We start from the raw sequence: 20,115 nt of genomic DNA on the forward strand, positions 1-20,115 counted from the left end.
AGGTAATCATTGATGAATCATGTGCCAAAGATAGGTTTTGGCTATGATTCGCCGCCGATTTCCGCTTTTCCCCGGGTGGAGCGCTCCGGATTCCCGTTTCGACGTTCTATATTTTACCTGATCATAAGCGTTTCATGCCACCATCATACCAACGTCCTTGTCCGGTTGTCCCCCTTCATCGATAGAAGAAACCTATGGATTAACCTATGAATCACTGAAAAGAACCTATTGGACATTGACGTGATTCTGGGTGCAAACTGTACGAAGCAACCGTTAGAACGAGACAAGTGCGGCAGCACGGCCCCCGCCAACCCGGGGGCGAACGGGGACGAACCGCACGCATGCGGGGTAAGACACTGGACAGAAAAGGAGCGTTGACTATGGATTTCAGCCTGACCGTCGATCAGGAACTGCTGGTCGAGAGCATCCAGGAATTCGCTGACCGGTACTTCGACGAGGAGACCGTCAGCGCCATGTACGAGAACCACGGCATTCCCGACGAGATCGGCGAGGCGTACCGCGACGCGGGGTTCGCCTTCATGGGGCTGCCCGAGGAGTGCGGCGGCATCCCCTGCGACAAGCTCACGCTGGGCCTCATGACCGAGACGCTGTACCACGCCACCGGCTGCATGACCCCGTTCATGACCGCCATGCTGGCCACGGCCGACGTCGCGGAGTTCGGCACGCCCGAGCAGGTGTCGCTCGTCGTCGACCAATATAACAAGTCGGGCAAGCCCATCGCCTCGCTGGCGCTGTCGGAGCCGGGCGCCGGCTCGGACAACAAGGCCATGAGCACGTACACGAAGCGCCAGGCCGACGGCACGTACATCATGAACGGCCAGAAGACCTGGGTCACGAACGGCGGCAACACCCCCTACATGCTCGTGGTGTCCAAGGACGAGCATCCGGCCCACGCCAACGAGAGCATGTCGCTGTGGCTCATCCCCACCGACACCCCGGGCCTGTCCACCGCCCCGCTCGAGAAGATCGGCCAGCAGATCATCCCGTTCGTCGACGTGTTCTTCGACGAGGTCGTGCTCACCGAGGACATGCGCCTCGGCAAGGAGGGCGAGGGCTTCCTGCTGCTCATGAAGAACTTCGAGATCGAGCGCTGCCTCGTGGTGGCCCAGTCGCTCGGGCTCGCCCAGGCGTGCATGGACGACGCGGCCGCCTACGCCAACGAGCGCTACGCCTTCGGCAAGCCCATCGGCTGGAACCCCATGATCCAGGACATGCTGGCCGAGATGGAGACCATCCTCGAGAACTCCCGCAACATGCTGTACAAGACGCTGTGGCAGCTCGACCAGGGAGAATCGGTGCGCACCGAGGCGGCGCTGCTCAAGCGCTACGCCACGGTGGGCTGCACGAAGGTGGCCGACATGGCGCTGGAGATCTTCGCCGCCCTCGGCTACACCACGGCCTCCCGCGTCGGCCGCATCTGGACCGACCTGCGCGGCAACCAGCTTGCCGGCGGCACCGTGGAGATCATGAGCTACATCGCCGGGCGCCAGATCCTCAAGCGCTACGCGAAGTAAGACGACCAGGCACGAACGAGAGCAATCGTACCCATCGAGCGAAAGGAACCCGAATGAACATTGCCGTAGCGGTGAAAGTGGTGCCCGACGACCAGGACATCGCCGTCGCATCCGACCGCACCCTCGACTACTCCAAAGCCCACCAGATCGTGAGCGAGTACGACCTCAACGCCATCGAGGCGGCCACGCTGCTGGCCGAGGAGGCGGGCGCCACGCTGTACGCCGTGAGCGCCAGCAACGCGAAGGCCGACGACCTCAAGGTGAAGAAGAGCATCCTGTCGCGCGGCCCCGCCGAGCTGCGCATGATCGCCGACGACGCGTTCGCCTTCGCGGACGCCCGCACCACGGCGCGCGCCCTCGCCTCGCTCGTGAGGGGCATCGGAGAGGTGGACCTCGTGGTGTGCGGCGACGGCTCGGCCGACATGTACGCCGGCCAGGTGGACGTGCAGCTGGCCGCCGAGCTGGACCTGCCGGTGATCAACGCCGTCTCGTCCATCAAGCTGGAAGACGGGGCCGTGGTGGTGGAGCGCACGCTGAGCGACGTGGTGGAGGAGATCGAGGTGCCGCTGCCCGCCGTGGTGGCCGTGACGCCCGAATGCGCGTTCCCCCGCATCGCGGGCATGCGCGAGATCCTCGCGGCCGGCAAGAAGCCCGCGACGGTGACCTCGGCCGCGGACGCGGGCGTGGACACGAGCCCCGCGGTGGAGACCGCCAGCATCACGGCACCCGAGCTGGCCGAGCGCAAGCGCCAGGTGTTCGACATGAAAAACGACGGCGACTTCGACGCGTTCGCGTCGGCCGTGGCCGCGGCCGTCCGCGCGTAGCCGGTAGACGAGAGAGAGGCATCCATCATGAAAGCATTCGTTATCGCTGAATCGGCCGATGCGCAGAAGGAGCTCTGCGCCGGAGCCCGCACGCTCGCCGACGAGGTCCTGCTCGTCACCATCGGCACCGACCCCGCGACGGGCGTGGCCGACAAGGCCTTCGCCGTGGAGCTGCCGCAGGGCGAGCTCGTGGAGAACGCCTACGGCGCCGTGGCCGCGCTGTTCGACGAAACCGCGCCCGACGTGGTGCTGTTCGAGCCCACGCCGCGCCTCAAGATCGTGGGCGGGCGCCTCGCGGCCCACGCGAACACGAGCGTGATGAGCGACATCACCGCACTCGACGGCGCCGAGGCCGAGAGCCTGTACTTCGGCGGCCTCGCCACGAAGAAGCAGCATGCCGTGGGGCCCGTGGCCTTCTACTCCTGCAACGGCGCCGCCTTCGACGGGGCCGAGGCGTCGGGCACCGACGTCGTGGAGGCGCGCGCGTTCGTCGCGCCGGAGAAGCCCCTCAAGCTGCGCGGCACGCACGAGGTGCCGCACGTGGGCGCCGACCTGGGCCGCGCGTCGGTCATCGTGGGCGCCGGGCGCGGCTTCGCGCACGAGGAGGACCTCGAGCTGGCGCGTAGCCTGGCCTCGGCCGTGCACGGCGAGATCGCCTGCTCCCGCCCGCTCGCCGAGAACGAGAAGTGGCTGCCCAAGAACCTCTACCTGGGCGTGTCGGGCCGCATGGTGTCGCCGAAGGTGTACTTCGCCGTCGGGATCTCCGGCCAGATGCAGCACATGATCGGCGTGCACAACGCCGACATCATCGTGGCCGTGAACAAGGATCAGAACGCGCCCGTGTTCGCCCAGGCCGACTTCGGCCTCGTGGGCGACCTGCACGAGGCGCTGCCGGCCCTCGTCGAGAAGCTGTCCTAGCGGACCGGGCTGAGGAAAGGTATCCCCATGTCCGATGATCAATTCGACGCGATCGTCGTCGGCGCCGGGTGCGCCGGCGCGGTCGCGGCCTACCGGCTGGCCTCCGCGGGCCTCGCCGTGCTCGTGGTGGAGCGCGGCAACTACGCCGGCGCGAAGAACATGACCGGCGGGCGCATCTACACGCATGCGCTCGCCCGCGTGTTCCCCGACTTCGAGGAGCGCGCTCCCCTGCAGCGGCGCATCACGCACGAGAAGATCTCGCTGGCCGCGCCCGATGCGCTGTTCACGATGGACTTCACGGCCGACGAGCTGCGCGAGTCGGGCAAGGACTCCTACGCGGTGCTGCGCGGGCCCTTCGACCAATGGCTCGCCGAGCAGGCCGAGGAGGCGGGCGCCGACTTCATCTACGGCATCGCCGTGGAGGACCTCATCGTGCGCGACGGCAAGGTATGCGGCGTCGTCGCCGGCGGCGACGAGGTGGAGGCGCGCGTCACCGTGCTGGCCGACGGCGTGAACTCGCTGCTCACCCAGAAGGCGGGCCTCGCCGACGGAACGCCCCTGCCCCACCAGATGGCCGTGGGCGTGAAGGAGACCATCGCGCTTCCGCCGTCGGTCATCGAGGACCGCTTCCTGTGCGCGCCCGGCGAGGGCGCGGCGTGGATGTTCGCCGGCGACTGCACGAAGGGCCGCGTGGGCGGCGGGTTCCTGTACACGAACGACGACTCGATCTCGCTCGGCCTCGTGGCCACGCTGTCCGACCTCGCGGCGGGCGACGTGCCCATCTATCAGATGCTCGAGGACTTCAAGCAGCGCGCCGACATCGCCCCGCTCGTCAAGGGCGGCGAGCTCGTGGAGTACTCGGGGCACCTCGTGCCCGAGGGCGGCCTCGCCATGGTGCCGCGCCTCTACGGCGACGGCGTGCTCGTGTGCGGCGACGCCGCGATGCTCTGCATGAACCTGGGCTACTCGGTGCGCGGCATGGACTTCGCCGTCAGCTCGGGCGACCTCGCGGCCGACGCCGTCATGCGCGCGCTCGAGGCCGACGACGTGTCGGCACCGCGTCTGGCCGCCTACGAGCAGCTGCTCGACGGCTGCTACGTGCTGCAGGACCTCAAGCGCTTCCGCCGCTTCCCGCACTACATGGAGGAGACGACGCGCATCTTCAACGAGTACCCGGCCATGGCCCGCGACGTCATGCTCAACCTGTTCAAGGTGGACGGGCATCCGCAGCAGCGCGTCAAGGACAAGCTGCTGGGCCCGCTCAAGCGCGTGGGCCTGTGGCAGCTGGCCCAGGACGGCAGAAAGGGGATGAAGGCCCTATGAGCGATCCCGTCATCAGCGTCAACGTCGACGCCAAGCTGGCGCTCAACAAGTACAACGTGGACGAGGGCCACGCGCACATCGAGCTCGTCGGCGACGCGGACCGCGCCGAGTTCCGCAAGCTCGTGCTGGCCTGCCCCGCCGCGCTGTACAAGTTCGACGAGGACGGCGGCCTGTCGTTCGACTACGCCGGGTGCCTCGAGTGCGGCACGTGCCGCATCCTGTGCGGCGCCACCATCCTCGAGCGCTGGGAGTACCCCCAGCCCACCATGGGCGTCGAGTACCGCTACGGATAGGCCCCTCCCGGCGCCCCGCTCCCTCGCGCGCACAAGGGAGCGGGGCGAAAACCCCTAGATCAGCCATTTTGTGTGGCAATCTCCTCGTCATTCACCCGTATAATGGAGGTGGTGTTCGATGCGGCGTGAGACCCCAGGGGGCGACCAATGAACCTTTCGCAGCTGTACTACTTCCGCAAGCTCGCAGACCTGCAGCACTACGCCAAGGCGGCCAAGGAGCTCTACATCACGCAGCCTTCGCTTTCGAACGCCATCAGCTCGCTCGAGCAGGAGCTGGGCGTGTCGCTGTTCCAGAAGACGGGCCGCAACATCCACCTCACGAAGTACGGCAGCGAGTTCCTCGTCTACGTGAACAAGGGCCTCGAGCAGATCGACAAGGGCATCGCCATCATGAAGAACTACGCCGGCACGAGCGACGGCGGCAAGATCGACCTCGGCTGCATCATCACCGTGCAGACCGACTTCATCCCCAAGCTCCTCAACGGCTACAAGGCCTCCACCGGCGGCGTCGCGTTCAGCGTGCGCGAGGACACCTCGCAGCCTCTCGTGAAGGACCTGTTGAGCGGCTGCTACGACGTGGTGTTCTGCGCGCGCGGCGACGACGACCCCGACCTCACGTACGTGCCCGTGCTCACCCAGAAGGTGGTCGTGGCCATGAGCGCCGACTGCCCGCTGGTCGACAAGGCGTTCATCACGCCGGCCGACCTGTACGAGCAGCACCTCATCACCTACGTCGACACCATCCCGCTGGGACGGGCCATCAGGCGGATGCTCGACGAGCGCGACATCAAGAACGTCGAGTACAGCTACCTCGACGAGTCCATCCTCGCCGGCTTCGCGGCCAACGGCGTGGAGGCGGCCATCATGCTGGACACCTTCCTGCTGCGCAGCGTCGACAACGTGGTGGTCAGGCCCTTCTACCTGAGCCCGCTCGAACGCCGCAGCTGCTACCACCGCGTGTACATGGCCTACAGCACGAAGAACTACCACCCGTACTGCGTGGACCACTTCATCCAGTACGTCACCGACACGAAGGCGCTCGCCACCGACCCGAACGCCCGCTACATCGACTGATTCGATTTTCCCGGAGGATTGCCATGGCAGACACCGACAGCACCGCGTTGAGCCCCACGCGCACCCGCGCCACCTGGAAGCCCGGCGTGTTCGACGAGCCGATCCCCTTCTACGGCTGCGACGGGTGCGCGGCGGTGTTCGTGGGCGTCGACGGCGGCGAGGGCCCGCAGCTCACGGGCGGCGGGCGGCGCCCCACGATCGAGCTGCCCTACGCCCCCGCCCCCGACCCCGCCGCGTGCGACGGCTCCCTGGCGCGCCTCGCGGCCGCGGACGCCGCCTCCTGCGCCGACGCGATCGAGCTCTCCTACGACGTGGTGGGCGGGTTCGACCAGAACGCGCTGCGCGTGTCCTGGAAGGTGCGCGAGGACGGCTGCGAGCCGCGCTGGATCGCGCTCAAGACGTTCACGGGGATGCAGCTCAAGTACGTGCTGCCGGGCAAGCGGCCGCCGCTCGTGTTCGCGCTGGGCGACGAGGACGCCTACGCCTACTGCGACGAGGACCCCTGCGTCAGCTGCACGTTCCACTGCAAGCGCGGCTTCGAGCTGTACGCCTACGTCGAGCGCGTGGGGCTCGTCGCGCAAAGCGTGCACCGCGAGGCCGTCACGCGCTAGGAGGCGCGCCCTCGGGCCGCTCGGGACGGTAGCCGAGGTCGATCCCCGCGCCTTCGGCGTCGAACCCCTTCACGAACTCGATGAACGACTGCACGGCCGCCGTCTTGGCGTGCTTCGCGCTGCTGGCCAGGTACACCCAGTAGAAGTCGGGGCGCACGCCCTCGAGGGGCACCGTCGTGATGTTCGAGAACACCTTGAGCCCGATGGAGTTCAGCATGAGCGCGCCCAGGCCGCCGTCCACCGACAGCGCCGAGGCCATGGTGATGTCGTCGTCGTAGAGCGCCTCGACGCCCTCGAGCGAGCTCCGGGCGAGCAGGCGCTGCACCTCCTCGCCGATGGGCGTCCCGCGGCGGTACGTGATGAGGCGCTGGTCGCGCAGCTCGTCGAACGACACCGACGCGCGGTCGGCCATCGGATGGTCCACGCGCACGCCCAGCTCCAGGCTGCGGTTCAGCACGGGGAAGTACTCGATGTCGGGCTCGTGGTCGCGCCGCCCGCAGAACGTCACGTCGAGCGTCTCGTTGTGCAGGCTCTGCGTAAGGTAGTTCGTGAAGGCCTGGTACGTCTCGATGCGCACCTCGTCGCCGAAGCGCTCGCGGTACGCCTTGAGCAGCGTCGGCAGGTAGTCGTCCTGCACGGTGAACGTCGCCCCCAGGTTGATGGTGCCGCCCAGCTGCTCCTTGCGCCGGTTCATCGCGTCGATGCCGTCGTCGAGGGAGCGCAGGCTGTCGCTCACGTAGCGGTAGAACTCGCTGCCGTTCGACGTCAGCCTGACGCTGCGGCCGTCGCGGCAGAACAGCGCAACGCCCAACTCCTTCTCCAGCGAGCTGATCGCGTCGGAGAGCGTGGGTTGGGCGATGTAGAGCTCTTTGGCCGCTCGCGTGTAGTGCTGCAGTTCGGCGAGCTTCTTGAAGTAGTAGAGCTGGGACAGGTTCATTGCGATGCTCCCCCACGATCTCGACCGGTTTGAAGAAGACGCTCGGCGGGGGCCCGCCGAAGCGGGCCCCCGACCGAAGTGCAGAGCTGATCTAGCAGAGTATACCCGTGTTTAGTCGGTCCACTGGCTGCGGAGCTTCTTCGCCTGGGCGAAGGAGTACAGGCCGAGCAGCAGCACCGCGACGATCATGACGAGGCCCACGACGAACACGGCGTTGAAGCCGAACGAGGAGCCGATCCAAGCCCAGATCATCGAACCGAACGCGGCGATGAAGTTGAACACGGTGGAGATGCGGGAGTAGATGATGGCGTTGTCGCGCAGGCCGAACACCTGCTTCACCACGATCGGCACGAGCACGACGGCCGTGGCGTAGAAGGCGCCGAAGATGAAGGAGCCCACGTACATCATGTACTCGGACGCGGAGCCGAGCCAGCACAGCAGCACGCCGCCCACGCCGGCCACGAACGCGAACCACAGCGCGCCCTTGGCGTTCTTGTCGGCCGCGGCGCCCAGCACGATCTTGAAGATGGCCTGGCCCACCATCATGACGGTGGCCATGAGGCCGCCCACGACGAGCACGTCGAACGTGGCGTCGGTGAGGGTCTTCGTGTAGGTGGGGAACTGCTGGGCGATGAGCACGGCGACGTTGATGATGCCGGCGAACAGGCACAGCGCGTAGAACACGGGCATCTTCATGGCCGGCTTGGCCGAGATGCCGGTCGGCTTGACGGCGCCGCCGTCAGCGGCGACCTTGGCGCCGTACGGGGACAGGCCCACGTCCTCGGGACGGTTGCGGATGCAGAACAGCGTGAAGGGAAGCGACGTGACGAGCGCGATGACGCCCCAGATCAGGTAGATCGTGTGGTAGTCCATGCCACCGGAGCGCAGCGCGGTGAACAGCGCGGACCACAGCGCGCCGCCGATGCCGGTGAACGCCATGCACAGGCCGATGAAGAAGCCGGCGCGCTCGTGGAACCAGCGGTTGATGAGCTGCGGGATGGTCAGCCACAGGATGGAGATCTCGCCGAGGCCCAGCAGGACGGCGGCGATGTAGAACATGATGATGTCGTTCGAGAAGCTCATGAGGATGAACGCGCCGCCCACGAGACAGGCGGAGACGCTCAGGATGATGCGGATGTCCATCGTCTGGATGAGCTTGCCGGCGAACGGCGAGGCGACGGTCATCGTGAGGTACATGACCGTGACGTACAGGGCGAACGCCGTGGTGGGCACGCCCAGGCCCTCGGCGACGACCGGCTGGAACAGGCCCCACGTGGAAAAGCACAGGGCCGAGCACCCGAAGGTGATCATGATGCCCGTGAGAACGACGAGCATGTGGCGCACGCTCATCTTCTCTTTCTTAGCTGCGGTACTCAATTTGTCCTCCTAAATTTCTCCGTCGTCCCTCTCCGCGGGATTGAGCGCTCGCGAAGGGGAACGGCACCCCTGACACTATCTGCTTAGAGCAGGCTCTCTAGCAGTCATTATTCCGTGCTGTCCGACACACGAGAATGGTCATAACATCGGAACTGACCCAGAAATGAGCTGTACAATGGATAATATTGAACAATTGAGTAATAGTTTTGAGCACTTGCGCAGGACTATCCGCCTTGCTTGTACCAAAGCATGAAAAAGGGGCGCCCGCCGCATCGCGCGGCGGGCGCCCCGTTCGTCGCCTTCGAGCGCCGGGTTCGGCGGTCTCAGTACTTCTCCATGATGAGCGGCGAGGCGATGTACACCATGATCTGGTCGGTACCCTCCGCGATCTGGTTGCCGCGGCAGTCCTGCCACAGCTGGCTCACGCGCGCGCCCTCCGTGTAGCCCATGCCGCCGAGGATCTGCATGGCGCCCGAGGCCACCTCGGTGGCGGCGTTGGGCACGTAGCGCTTCATGAGCGCCACCGACAGGCGCTCGTCGGGGCCGCCGTTGTCCACCGCCAGGGCCGCGCGGTACAGCATGGAGCGCATGTTGGAGATGTTCACCTCCATGTCCGTCAGCATCTGCTCGATCTGCTGGAAGCGGCCGATCTGCACGCCGAACGCCTTGCGGCTGCGCGCGTGGGCCACGGCGTCCTCCATGGCGGCGCGCGCCATGCCCAGCGACGAGGCGCACGTGGTCACGCGGCCGAACTCGAGCAGGCGGAACAGCTGGCGGAAGCCCTCCTGCCGCCCGTTGAGGCGGTAGGCCGGCGACAGCTCCACGTTGTCGAACACGAGGGTGGCAAACGGCAGCATCGACTGGCCGATCTTGTTGATGGGGTAGGCGCTCACGCCCTTGAGGTCGCGCGGCAGCAGCCAGAACGTCATGGGCGGGTACTTCCCCGGCGCCTCCTTGTCGCGATCGATGGCCGCCACCATGATGTAGGGCGCGTACTCGCCGTTGTTCACGTAGGTCTTGCGCCCGTTCAGGATGAGGTGCTCGTCGACGGTGCGCGTGTACGTCTGCATGTTCATGGCGTCCGAGCCGGCCTCCGGCTCCGAGATGGCCAGGGCGAACAGCAGGCGGCCCGTCTCGCGGTAGTCCTTCAGCACGTCGGCGAACTCGCCCGCGCCGGCGAACTGGCGCACGATGGAGAGGTTGAACAGGTCGTTCTGGAACGGCAGCGTGGCGCCGGCGCACCGCGACAGCTCCTCGATGATGAGCGCCTGCGAGCACAGGCTGAACGTGCCCTCGCCGTCCTCGAGATCCTCGAGGCCGAAGTACAGGTCGACGAACCCCTTCACCACCTCGTCGGGCAGGCCCTGGTCGCGGCGCCATTGGTGCACGTGCTCGGGCGTGAACGTTTCCTCGCCGAACGCGCGGAACGCCTCCACGAGCTTGCGCTGCTTATCGGTCAATTCGAAATCCACAGGGTGCCTTCTTTCCTTCAGAACGCCGCGGCGCCCGCGCTCTTCCCGCGGGCCCCCGCAACGCTGCAAGCAGGGATTACTTGTTACCAGTATACTGAGACTGCCCCGCCGCATCACCCCCAAATCTGCCGAATTAACCAAAAGGACGGACGAATTCGCCGATTGAGACCCCCTCTCCCCGGCAAATGGCCAACAAATCGGTGAACCTGTGAGTGAAACCCTCCCAACCCACCAAAACGAACAAGCGACCATCAAGTATAAATAATTGTCCATAGCAACAAAACGGATGACATGTGAGTATATCTGCAGGAGGAAAACAACAAGTCATCGAAGAAAGGAGAACCGTCGTATGTCAGTGACAGAGAAACTGAACGGGTATGGTCCTCTGAACGGCGTCAAGGTCGTCGAGCTGTGCGAATGGGTGGCGGCACCTGCGACGGTGCGCGTTCTGTCCGAAATGGGAGCCGAGATCATCAAGGTCGAGCCCCTGCACGGCGATGCACAGCGCACGCAGGGCCCCGGGTTCGGATGCGAGCAGACCGAGCGCGAGGATCCCACCATCGACCTTAACAACACGAACAAGAACTGGCTGTCGCTCAACCTGAAGACCGAAGAGGGCTCCAAGGTCATGCACCAGCTGCTGGCCACCGCCGACGTGTTCGTGAACAACCTGCGCGACAAGGCGCTCGTGAAGCTGGGCCTGGACTACGCCTCCCTCAAGGAGAAGTACCCGACCCTCATCTGGGCGCAGATGCGCGGCTACGGCGAGTTCGGCCCCGAGCGCGACACCCCCGGCTTCGACGCGGTGTGCTGGGCGGCGCGCGGCGGCGTGGCGAACGTGTTCCGCGAGGACGGCCAGTCCCCCGCCATCCCGCCTCAGGCGTTCGGCGACTACAACGCGGCGTCCATCCTTTCCGGCGGCATCCTCGCCGCGCTGTTCAACCGCACCCGCACGGGCAAGGGCGACAAGGTCACCTGCAACCTGTACGGCGCGGCCATCTGGGGCGGCAACATCGGCGTCATGGCCACGCAGTTCGGCGCGCCCTACCCCAAGTCCCGCAAAGCGGTTCCGAACCCCTTCAACAACACCTACAAGACGTCCGACGACAAGTGGATGCTCATCTGCATGCCGCAGTACGACAAGTACTACAACATGATGATGGAGATCACGGGCAACGACGAGCACAAGGACCAGCCCGACACCTGCAACCTGCCGTCCCTCAAGGCTTCCGGCAAGCAGCATGAGGTCATCGGCTGGCTCGAGAACTCCTTCGCCACGAAGACGTTCGAGGAGTGGGACGAGATCCTGCGCGAGCACGAGGTGCCCCACCAGAAGTGCTTCCGCTACACCGACATCATCAAGGACGAAGAGGCCTACGACAACGACTCGCTGCGCTGGGTGGAGTACGAGGCGTTCGGCAAGAAGGCCATCCCCATGTCGCCGCTGCGCTTCGACGACTACGGCGACCCGCCGATCATCCTGTCGAAGCCCATCGGCTACCACACGGCCGAGTTCCTGCAGGACCTGGGCTACAGCGACGCCGAGATCGCCGAGATGGAGGAGAAGGAAGCCATCAAGTGCTACCACGGCGAAGAGGTGCCGGACGTCATCTTCAAGTCCGAGCGTCAGATCGCCGGCGAGGCCCCCTGCAACTGGTAGGCAAGCCCCCGCACCGATCGAACGAGCCGCAGCGCGATGCTGCGGCTCTTTTTTGCGCCCCACCGCCGCCTCGGCGCAGCAGAGGGCCGGGGCGGGGGCGGCGCCAGCCGAAAGCCCCCCGGCGCGATGCGGTGCGGAGCGCACGCGGCTCGATGTTTCACGTGAAACATCCGTTCTGGTTGTAGCCTACCCCAACCGTTCGACGAGCTCGACCATGTCGGCGCCGAGCTGGCGCGCGAAGGCGAAGGCGGTGCGGTCGTCCTGGACGCGGCGCCAGCGGATGCGGCCCTCGTCATCCAAGCCGGCGAACTGGGACGCCGCCGTGCCGTTCGCCTGCACCGGCCCCGCGGGGCGCGGGTGCACGACGAGCATCTCATGGGTGGCGAAGAAGCGGTCGAGCGCGCCGAGCGTCTCCTCGGCGCCGCAGTCGACGAGCCCCGACGTGGTCACCATGCCGCCCACCTTGCCCTTGAGCGCGTTGGCCGTCATGTGCAGCGGGCGGGTGCGGTCGATGAACGTCTTCATGCGCGCCGTGACGTTCGCGAAGTAATCGGGCGAGCCCAAGACGATGCCGTCGGCCGCCTTCATCTTCTCCACGAGGCCGTCCATGTCGTCGGACAGCGTGCAGGACGGCTTCGCCAGGCACGCGTTGCACCCGATGCAGTAGCCGATGTCGAGCCGCGCGAGCTCCACGAGCTCGGTCTCCGCCCCCGCGTCGCGCGCCGCGTCGAGCGCCGCCTGCAGCAGCGCCGCCGTCCCCTTGCCCGGCCGATGGCTCCCGTTGATGGCGAGTATCCGCATGTCCTCATCCTCTCTCGTCGAAACGCGCCGAAATGCGAAGCGCCCCCGACCGCAGTGCGGGCCGGGGGCGACCGAGGCGAGCGCGCTTGTGCGCCGTGCGCCTTACAGGTTGTGGAACTGGTACTTCTCCGGGTTGTCCTTCACGTCCTGCTTGTTCTTCGGGTTCATCTTCAGCGTCCCCATGCGGCCGTCGGTGGTGTTGGAGGCCAGCACCTGGTTGCGGTTCTCCATCTTCACGACGTTCTCGAAGCTCGTGCCGTCGAGGGAGGCCTGCAGGCACTCCTTCGTGAGGCGCAGGCCGAACGGGGCGGTGGCGTCGCACATCTGCTGGGCGAAGGCCACGGCCTCTTCAACCACGTCGTCGTCGGCGACCACCTTGTTGGCGAAGCCCCACTCCAGCAGCTTCTCGGCGCCGAAGCGGTTGGGGTTCATGAGGATCTCGCAGGCACGGGCGTAGCCGACGATCTTCGGGAGGAAGAACGCGCCGCCCATGTCGGTGCCGGTGTAGCCGATGGACAGGTAGCCGGCGTTCATCTTGAACGACTCGCCCAGCACGCGCATGTCGCACGCGCAGGAGATGGACAGGCCGCCGCCCACGGCGTAGCCCTTGAGGGCGCCGATGATGGGCTGTTCGCAGCGGCGCATGTTGATGATCTGGTCGGAGCACATGCGCTGCATGATGTAGAAGTCGCGCTGGATGCGGCCCATGTCCTCGGGCGGCTCGAGCGCCAGGTCGTTCAGGTTGAAGCCGGCGCAGAACGACTTGCCCTCGCCCGTCAGCACGATGGCGCGGCAATCCTTGTCCATGCGCACCTTGATGAGGAAGTCGTTGAACTCGGCCATCTGGGCGTACGACATGGCGTTGAGGTTCGCGGCGTCGTTGAAGCTGCACACGTACACCGGACCGCGACGGTCGATGATCAGCTTCTCGTAGTCGTACTCGAACTCCGGCAGATGGTAATCCTCCTGGTACACGCTCATTGGCACTACCCCTTTCCCTGTAGTCTTCATATCGTTCGCTTGCGTCCTGGGACGCGATACGGGCCGTGCTCATCGGCCCTTCTCTATGATCTACGGATACGCGCGATTAATCTACGGACAATCGGCTGATACTGTCTAACATACCAAATCGAAACTTCTCATTCTTTATATTTTGTCCATCATTTTCCTGAAACGAGTACTCATATCGTTTCAGGTTTGCCTCGATTTCCAAAAAGCGTCTCCCGCGAAATCCCCTGCTGCCCGTACCCCTAAACCATAGCTTGAACAGGTATTTTATATATTAATAGGTTCTGGCTATCAACACATAGGAACTTCCTATGAGTATACCCACAAATGTGGATCATCGACCATCACCGAGGGGTCTACAATGGAGGACACTGAGCAAGGCATGGGATTCCATGCGCAGCGCCTGGCACTCGCCGCATCGTGCGGGACGGGCCGGAGGGGATCCGGAGGAGCGGGCAGGCAGATCGAGTCAAGCGGAGCATCCGGCAGGAGCGCCGGGTGAGAGAAGCGAGCCGTCATCAAGAGAGGACTCAGGGGCGATGATCACCGATCTCAAAATCAATGCCGAGCGGAAGCGATTCTACCACGAGAAGGGGTACTGGACCGACAAGACCATCGGCGACGTGTGGGCCGACCGCGCGGCCTCCCATCCGGAGCGCACGTACGTCACCGACGACCGCGGGTCGTCGTACACCTACGGCGAGGTGGACGACCGGGCTGCGCGCCTGGCGTCGTGGCTCATCGCCGAAGGGGTGCGGCCCGGCGACGTCGTGACGTTCCAGGTGCCCATCTGGGCCGAGTTCTGCATCGTGTACGTGGCGTGCCTCAAGTGCGGCGCCGTGATGCACCCCGTGCCCCCGAACTTCAACGACGAGGACCTCGTCTACAACATGAACAAGGTGGGGTCGCGCGCGTTCATCTGCCCGACCGAGTTCCATCGCTGCGACTTCGTCGCGCAGGCCTACGCCGTGAAGGACCGCATCCCCACGCTGACGTCCATCGCGTTCATCGACAAGCAGGCCCCCGCGCCCGACGGCGCGCCGTGCCTGAGCGGCATCTGCGCCTCGTTCGAGCCCGTGCGGGAGCGCGCCGCCGCGTCGTCCGACGACGTGGCGTGCATCCTGTCCACGTCGGGCACCACCGGCCGCCAGAAGGCGGTGCTGTTCACCCACAACAACATCCTGTTCTCCGAGCGCTCCTACGTGAAGGGGCTCGGGCGCACCGCGGACGACGTCATGTACATGCCCTCGCCGCTCAACCACGCGACGGGCTTCTACCACGGCCTCATCTCCCCCATGATCCTGGGCGGGCGCACGGTGCTGCAGGAGCACTTCGACGCCGCGGGGGCCTTCGAGCTGTGCAACCGCGAGGGCGTCACCTGGTCGATGGGCGCCACGCCGTTCATCTACGACATCCTCAAGTACCTCACGGCCGAGAACCTCGGCTCGTTCGACACGCTGCGCCTGTTCATCTGCGGCGGCGCCCCGGTGCCGAGCACGCTCGTGCAGTGCGCCCACGCCCACGGCATCCTGCTGTGCGAATGCTACGGCTCCACCGAGAGCTGCCCGCACGCGTTCGTGCCGCCCGAGCACTGCCTGGAGTGGAACGGCGCCTGGTCGGGCATCCCCTTCCCCGGCATCGAGGTGCGCGTGGTGGACGCGGACCATCGCGACGTGGCGCCGGGAACGCAGGGCGAGGAGATCTCGCGCGGGCCGCACCAGTTCGTCGGCTACCTCAACGATCGCGAGCGCACCGACCGCGCGCTCGACGACGACGGCTGGTTCTACAGCGGCGATCTGTGCTATATGGACGAAGCGGGCCGCATCCGCATCAACGGGCGCAAGAAGGAGATCATCATCCGCGGAGGCGAGAACATCTGCGCGAACGAGATCGACGAGAACCTCATGGAGTGCCCCGGCATCGGCGACCACGCCACCATCGGCATGCCCGACGAGCGCCTGGGCGAGCGCATCTGCACCTTCGCGGTGGCGACGGGCGACGAGCGCCCCGCCCTGGCCGACATCACGGGCTTCCTGGCCGAGCACCACGTGGCGAAGCGTTTGTGGCCCGAGCGCATCGAGTACATCGACGAGATACCGAAGACGGCCACCGGCAAGGTGAAGCGCCATCTGCTGGCCGCCGAGCTGGCCGAGCGCATGAAGTAGTCGCGAGCGAAGGATCGGGGGAGCCCCCGATCCTTCGCTTTTCGCGAGACTTGCCGGCAACGCGGCGCACGCATCGCCGGTTCGTGGCGTTCGTGGCAGGTTTTGCGAGAAATTCGTCGTCTCTCGACCCCGCTCGATGGAGCGCGCTTCCCTGCTCGCTTCCAACCTGGAACGACGAAAACGACTCGGCAGCCGAGCGCGCAGCCGTGGCCGCATCCGGGCGAAACGCGACGAAAAACTCGCAAAACCTGCCACGAGCGGCGAAACGCCCGCGCGGCGGGACCGCAACGGGCCAGCCGCGCAGCGCGGACGGCGCGCCCGTGCTTTACCGAAGCCCCTGCTGCTCGAGGTACTCCAGCTGGGCTTGGATGTTGATGCGGGCGGCGGGGTCGAGGCGGACGTCGACGTCCTGGTACACGGCCTCGATGATGCGCTCGACGTCCGAGCCGGCGCCGGCCTCCGCCGCGGCGCGCACGCGCTCGAGGCGGTCGAGGCGATGGCGGCGCGCGCGATCGATGGCGTCGAGCGGGTCGTCGATGAGCGGGCCGTGGGCCGTCAGCAGCCGCGCGACGTCGTGCGCCTCCACCGCGGCGCGCAGGCGCTCGAGGCTGTCCAGGTACTCCGCGAGGCTGCCGTCGGGCCAGCAGATGAGCGTGGAGCTCTGCCGGAACAGCATGTCGCCCGTCACGATGGACGCGTCGGCGGGGACGAGGAACCCCACGAGGTCGCTCGCGTGCCCGGGAAGCGGGATCACCTCGAGGCGCGGCGCGTCCGCGCCGAGGTCGAGCGGCCCGTCGGGCAGCGTGCCGCCCTTGCGCGAGAGCACCGGCGCGCCCGTCATCGCGGCGAAGCGCTCGGCGCCCTCCGCGTGATCGGCATGGTCGTGCGTCACGAGGACGGCCGCCACCTCGCGCCCGTCCTCGGCGCAGGCGCGCTGCACGGCGCGCAGGTGGGACGCGCTGTCGGGCCCGGGATCCACCACGACGCACGCCGGCGAGCCGGGATCGGCCAGCACCCAGGTGTTCGTGCCGAGGTACGTGAGCGGCGACGGGTTGTCGGCGAGGATCACGCGCGCGTGCGCCGACACGCGGCCGCTTCCCCAGGCGGGCGCGCCCGCCGCGACGGCGGCGCGTCGCGCTACGGCAGCCGGCATGAGAGCACCGCCTCTCCCCCGTCGCGCACGGCGGGCTCGAGCATCACGCGGCCCGCGCGCTCCACGCCCGCCGCGAACGCCTCCACGCTGGGAGCGTGCGCGAGGTGGGCCAGGTTGTAGGCCGTGGGCGGCACGAGGCGCAGCGCGCCGGCCGCGCCGCGCTCGAGCATGAGCCGCGGGTCGGCCCAGCCCGCCCCGTCGGCTTCGGTGGTGCGGCTGTCGGGTTCCTGCTCGGCGGGCGCGAGCGCGGCGAAGAAGTAGGTGTCGTAGCGGCGCGGCTCGAACGCGGGCGTCAGCCAATGCGAGCGCAGGCCCAGAAGGTCGGTGCGCAGCGCGAGGCCGTGGCGGCTCAGTACGTCGGCGAACGAGGCCTCGTGGCGCACGAGCCGACGGCGCTCCTCGGCCCACGCGGGCTCGGCGGCGTCCACGGCGCAGACGCCGCGCTCGTCGCCGGCCAGCAGCACGCCGCACTCCTCGAACACCTCGCGCGCGGCCGCCGTCACCACGCGCCGCGCCACGTCGGCGCTCGTGCCCATGCGACGGGCCCACTCCTCCTCGTCCGGGCCGATCCACGAGCAAGGCGCGTCGGCGTCGCGCGGGTCCACGCCCCCGCCCGGGAACACGACGGCCTCCGGCACGAACGCCATCGTCGCCGCGCGGCGCAGCATGAACACCTCGCGCGGGCTGCGCACGAGCATCACGGTGGCCGCGAGCCTCGGCGCGACGGGAGCGGCCCCCGCGGCGCGGAACTCCTCGTACGTGCGGGCCAGCTGCTCGCTCATCGGCACCTCGAGCGTCTCGCCCGACCTCCACGCGTTCATAGGCCACCTCCGTGCGCACCTATCATCCATCTCGGTTTGCCCCCTTCGCGCACCGCGCGCAAGGGGGTTCACCTCATGGTATCACCGCTCGAGGGCAAGTGCGTCGGACAACAGTTCGGCGATGTCCCGTACGGGCGGCGCGTCGTCGTGCGATGCGAGGCCGTCTTCGAGCATCGACAGGCAGAAGGGGCAGGCGGTGGCCACGGCGTCGGCGCCGGTCGCGCGGGCCTGCTCGGCGCGCAGGACGTTCATGCGCTGCCCCTCGCGCTCCTCGAGCCACATGCGCCCGCCGCCCGCGCCGCAGCAGAAGCTCTTCTCGCGGGCGCGCTCCATCTCCACCACCTGCGCGCCGCTCGCGGCCACGACGGCGCGCGGCTCGTCGTACACGTCGGCGTAGCGCCCCAGGTAGCACGAGTCGTGGCAGGCGACGCGCTCGAACGCCGCATGCGCGCCCGCCTCGGCCGCGCCCGGCAGCCTCCCCTCGGCCACGAGCCGTTCGAGCAGCTGCGCGTGGCGCACCACCTCGAACGTGCCGCCCAGCTGCGGGTAGTCGCGTTCGAGCACCTGGGCGCAGTGGGGGCACTGCACGATGATCTTCTTCGCGCCGAAGCGCTGCAGCGTCTCGATGTTCTCGGTTGCCAGCTGGTAGTACACGAACTCGTTGCCCATGCGGCGCGCCGCGTCGCCGCAGCACTTCTCCTGCGCGCCGATGACGGCGAAGTCCACGCCGGCGCGCCTCAGCAGCGCCACGAGGGCGCGCGACACCTTGCGGTTGCGCGCGTCGTAGGCGCCGGAGCAGCCGGGCCAGTACACGTACTCCGCGTCCGGCCGGTCGGCCAGCGTGGGCACGTCGAGCCCCTCCGCCCACGCCAGGCGGCTCTGCCACCCCAGGCCCCACGGGTTGCCGTTCGTCTCGAGGTTGCGGAAGGCCGCCTTCGCCTCCGCGGGAAACGCGCTCTCCATCGACACCTGGTAGGTGCGCATGCCCACCACTTTCGGCACATGCTCGAGCAGCGCCGGGCACGCCTCCATGCACGCGCCGCACGTGGTGCACGACCACAGCGCCTCGGGCGCCACCACGTCGCCCACGAGCGCCTTGTCGAGCACGACCCGCTGCTGCTCGGTCGGCTCGAACGCGCCGCCCGCCGCCTCGGTCCTGCGCTCGGCGCGCACGAGCGGCCCGCGCTCCTCCAGATGCGCGTCGAGGGCCTGGATCAGGTCCTTCGGCGACAGCGGCTTGCCGCTTCCGTGCGCGGGGCACACGGTCTCGCAGCGCCCGCAGCGCACGCACGCCTCGGCGTCGAGCAGGTCCTTCCACGTGAAGTCCTCCAGCTTGCCCACGCCGAACTCCTCGAGCTCCTCGTCCTCCAGATCGACGAACGGCAGCGTGCCCTTCGGCTCGAGCGGGCGGCAGTACACCGTGGCGGGGACGAGCAGCACGTGCACGAGCTTGGAGTACACCCAGTACGCCAGGATGCCGAAGGCGATGGCCATGTGGAACCACCACAGCGCCTGGTGCGCGAGCGTCACCTGGGCGGCATCGAGGCCCGACAGCGCCTGCGCGAACAGGTTGCCGATGGGCGACCACGCGGCCCAGGGGTCGTTCGTCCCGACGATGCGCAGCCCCTCCACGACGAAGCCCGTGACGCCGATGACGAGCAGCCAGACGAGCACGACGATGTCGGCCGGCTTCGTGTCGAGCGCGGGGTTGCGGCCCGCGACGCGCCGCACGATGCACGCCACCATCGCGATGCAGAACGCCAGGCCGGCGATGTCGGTGCCGAGCGCCAGCACGTAGAGGTAGTAGTCCCCCTTCGCGATGTCCACCCCGAGGTCCACCTGCGCCGCGTAGCTCACGGTGGCCACCACCATGACGGCCATCCCCACGTACATCCCGAGGTGCGCGATGCCGATGCCGCGCTCGCGCACCACGGTGGCCTGCAAAAGCGCGTCGAAGAACGCGCCCTTCAGGCGCTCGCGCGGGCGGTCGGCGCGCTCGAGGGGACGGCCGATCCTCCACAGCCGGTAGCGCCGCACGAAGAAGTACGCGGCCACGGCCAGCACCACCAGGAAGCAGGGGTACATGATCCACGACCCCTCGATGTTCCACAGCGCCTCGCGCGCGGGCGTCGCCGCCTCCACG

At 67.3% G+C, this 20,115-nt stretch carries 17 protein-coding genes; 9 read left to right on the forward strand and 8 right to left on the reverse strand.

The window, feature by feature from the left end; genetic code table 11:
* Positions 1-380: 380 nt before the first annotated feature.
* The 7 genes from H8S61_RS03565 to H8S61_RS03595 all read left to right on the forward strand — a co-directional run bounded on the left by H8S61_RS03565 (position 381) and on the right by H8S61_RS03595 (position 6,578).
* Positions 381-1,535 (forward strand): acyl-CoA dehydrogenase family protein, encoded by a 1,155-nt coding sequence (locus tag H8S61_RS03565; RefSeq protein ID WP_154332200.1) that lies wholly within the window; start codon positions 381-383, stop codon positions 1,533-1,535.
* Between the two features lie 53 nt (positions 1,536-1,588).
* Positions 1,589-2,359: an adenine nucleotide alpha hydrolase family protein gene (locus H8S61_RS03570; protein WP_160942267.1), complete on the forward strand. Its 771-nt coding sequence runs from the start codon at positions 1,589-1,591 to the stop codon at positions 2,357-2,359.
* A 27-nt stretch (positions 2,360-2,386) separates the two neighbouring features.
* Positions 2,387-3,277, forward strand: a complete 891-nt coding sequence (locus tag H8S61_RS03575) for an electron transfer flavoprotein subunit alpha/FixB family protein (protein WP_160942266.1) — start codon at positions 2,387-2,389, stop codon at positions 3,275-3,277.
* Positions 3,278-3,304: 27 nt separating this feature from the next.
* The gene (locus H8S61_RS03580) at positions 3,305-4,600 is read left to right on the forward strand and encodes an FAD-dependent oxidoreductase (RefSeq protein ID WP_160942265.1); all 1,296 of its coding nucleotides are present in this window, start codon (positions 3,305-3,307) and stop codon (positions 4,598-4,600) included.
* Positions 4,597-4,893, forward strand: coding sequence for a ferredoxin family protein (locus H8S61_RS03585; protein WP_154332204.1), 297 nt, complete (start codon positions 4,597-4,599; stop codon positions 4,891-4,893). Before H8S61_RS03580 ends, H8S61_RS03585 begins: the two co-directional genes overlap by 4 nt.
* A 147-nt stretch (positions 4,894-5,040) precedes the next feature.
* Positions 5,041-5,967 (forward strand): LysR family transcriptional regulator, encoded by a 927-nt coding sequence (locus H8S61_RS03590; protein ID WP_186937966.1) that lies wholly within the window; start codon positions 5,041-5,043, stop codon positions 5,965-5,967.
* 23 nt (positions 5,968-5,990) lie between these two features.
* On the forward strand, positions 5,991-6,578 hold the full coding sequence (locus tag H8S61_RS03595) for a hypothetical protein (RefSeq protein WP_160942263.1): 588 nt from the start codon (positions 5,991-5,993) through the stop codon (positions 6,576-6,578).
* Here H8S61_RS03595 and H8S61_RS03600 read toward each other — a convergent pair.
* From H8S61_RS03600 to H8S61_RS03610, 3 genes are all read right to left on the reverse strand, one after another.
* Entirely contained in the window at positions 6,568-7,515 is a 948-nt protein-coding gene (locus H8S61_RS03600; protein WP_186937967.1) for a LysR family transcriptional regulator, read from the reverse strand. The genes H8S61_RS03595 and H8S61_RS03600 overlap by 11 nt on opposite strands.
* Positions 7,516-7,626: 111 nt before the next feature.
* Positions 7,627-8,892, reverse strand: a complete 1,266-nt coding sequence (locus tag H8S61_RS03605) for an MFS transporter (protein WP_235904753.1) — start codon at positions 8,890-8,892, stop codon at positions 7,627-7,629.
* Positions 8,893-9,215: 323 nt separating this feature from the next.
* Complete coding sequence (locus H8S61_RS03610; RefSeq protein WP_160942261.1) at positions 9,216-10,364, reverse strand: acyl-CoA dehydrogenase family protein; 1,149 nt, start codon at positions 10,362-10,364, stop codon at positions 9,216-9,218.
* 349 nt (positions 10,365-10,713) lie between these two features.
* On the opposite strand from H8S61_RS03610, the gene H8S61_RS03615 reads away from it, so the two are divergent.
* Positions 10,714-12,024: a CaiB/BaiF CoA transferase family protein gene (locus H8S61_RS03615; RefSeq protein ID WP_160942260.1), complete on the forward strand. Its 1,311-nt coding sequence runs from the start codon at positions 10,714-10,716 to the stop codon at positions 12,022-12,024.
* Positions 12,025-12,210: 186 nt separating this feature from the next.
* Here the strand turns inward: H8S61_RS03615 and H8S61_RS03620 are convergent, their stop codons facing one another.
* Together H8S61_RS03620 and H8S61_RS03625 are read right to left on the reverse strand one after the other, a co-directional pair.
* On the reverse strand, positions 12,211-12,825 hold the full coding sequence (locus tag H8S61_RS03620) for a flavodoxin family protein (protein WP_186937968.1): 615 nt from the start codon (positions 12,823-12,825) through the stop codon (positions 12,211-12,213).
* Between the two features lie 102 nt (positions 12,826-12,927).
* The gene (locus H8S61_RS03625; RefSeq protein ID WP_154332210.1) at positions 12,928-13,806 is read right to left on the reverse strand and encodes an enoyl-CoA hydratase/isomerase family protein; all 879 of its coding nucleotides are present in this window, start codon (positions 13,804-13,806) and stop codon (positions 12,928-12,930) included.
* Between the two features lie 566 nt (positions 13,807-14,372).
* Here H8S61_RS03625 and fadK point away from each other — a divergent pair.
* On the forward strand, positions 14,373-15,998 hold the full coding sequence (gene fadK / locus H8S61_RS03630) for a medium-chain fatty-acid--CoA ligase (protein ID WP_186937969.1): 1,626 nt from the start codon (positions 14,373-14,375) through the stop codon (positions 15,996-15,998).
* A gap of 325 nt (positions 15,999-16,323) precedes the next feature.
* Here fadK and H8S61_RS03635 read toward each other — a convergent pair whose 3' ends face one another.
* The 3 genes from H8S61_RS03635 to H8S61_RS03645 all read right to left on the reverse strand — a co-directional run bounded on the left by H8S61_RS03635 (position 16,324) and on the right by H8S61_RS03645 (position 20,114).
* Positions 16,324-17,151, reverse strand: coding sequence for an MBL fold metallo-hydrolase (locus tag H8S61_RS03635; protein ID WP_186937970.1), 828 nt, complete (start codon positions 17,149-17,151; stop codon positions 16,324-16,326).
* A complete protein-coding gene (locus H8S61_RS03640; protein ID WP_186937971.1) occupies positions 17,136-17,972 on the reverse strand; it encodes an NUDIX hydrolase in 837 nt (278 codons plus the stop codon). Before H8S61_RS03640 ends, H8S61_RS03635 begins: the two co-directional genes overlap by 16 nt.
* Before the next feature lie 81 nt (positions 17,973-18,053).
* Positions 18,054-20,114: a heterodisulfide reductase-related iron-sulfur binding cluster gene (locus H8S61_RS03645; RefSeq protein ID WP_186937972.1), complete on the reverse strand. Its 2,061-nt coding sequence runs from the start codon at positions 20,112-20,114 to the stop codon at positions 18,054-18,056.
* Position 20,115 lies beyond the last annotated feature (1 nt).

This window comes from Eggerthella hominis (assembly GCF_014287365.1).
Classification (GTDB): domain Bacteria; phylum Actinomycetota; class Coriobacteriia; order Coriobacteriales; family Eggerthellaceae; genus Eggerthella; species Eggerthella guodeyinii.

Bases quoted from the DNA above. Each gene is read 5' to 3' on its own strand.
- H8S61_RS03640 (WP_186937971.1), bottom strand. From the start codon at position 17,972: ATGAACGCGTGGAGGTCGGGCGAGACGCTCGAGGTGCCGATGAGCGAG.
- H8S61_RS03625 (WP_154332210.1), bottom strand. From the start codon at position 13,806: ATGAGCGTGTACCAGGAGGATTACCATCTGCCGGAGTTCGAGTACGAC.
- H8S61_RS03620 (WP_186937968.1), bottom strand. From the start codon at position 12,825: ATGCGGATACTCGCCATCAACGGGAGCCATCGGCCGGGCAAGGGGACG.
- H8S61_RS03585 (WP_154332204.1), top strand. From the start codon at position 4,597: ATGAGCGATCCCGTCATCAGCGTCAACGTCGACGCCAAGCTGGCGCTC.
- H8S61_RS03600 (WP_186937967.1), bottom strand. From the start codon at position 7,515: ATGAACCTGTCCCAGCTCTACTACTTCAAGAAGCTCGCCGAACTGCAG.
- H8S61_RS03595 (WP_160942263.1), top strand. From the start codon at position 5,991: ATGGCAGACACCGACAGCACCGCGTTGAGCCCCACGCGCACCCGCGCC.
- fadK (WP_186937969.1), top strand. From the start codon at position 14,373: ATGATCACCGATCTCAAAATCAATGCCGAGCGGAAGCGATTCTACCAC.
- H8S61_RS03575 (WP_160942266.1), top strand. From the start codon at position 2,387: ATGAAAGCATTCGTTATCGCTGAATCGGCCGATGCGCAGAAGGAGCTC.
- H8S61_RS03570 (WP_160942267.1), top strand. From the start codon at position 1,589: ATGAACATTGCCGTAGCGGTGAAAGTGGTGCCCGACGACCAGGACATC.
- H8S61_RS03635 (WP_186937970.1), bottom strand. From the start codon at position 17,151: ATGCCGGCTGCCGTAGCGCGACGCGCCGCCGTCGCGGCGGGCGCGCCC.
- H8S61_RS03590 (WP_186937966.1), top strand. From the start codon at position 5,041: ATGAACCTTTCGCAGCTGTACTACTTCCGCAAGCTCGCAGACCTGCAG.
- H8S61_RS03580 (WP_160942265.1), top strand. From the start codon at position 3,305: ATGTCCGATGATCAATTCGACGCGATCGTCGTCGGCGCCGGGTGCGCC.
- H8S61_RS03615 (WP_160942260.1), top strand. From the start codon at position 10,714: ATGTCAGTGACAGAGAAACTGAACGGGTATGGTCCTCTGAACGGCGTC.
- H8S61_RS03565 (WP_154332200.1), top strand. From the start codon at position 381: ATGGATTTCAGCCTGACCGTCGATCAGGAACTGCTGGTCGAGAGCATC.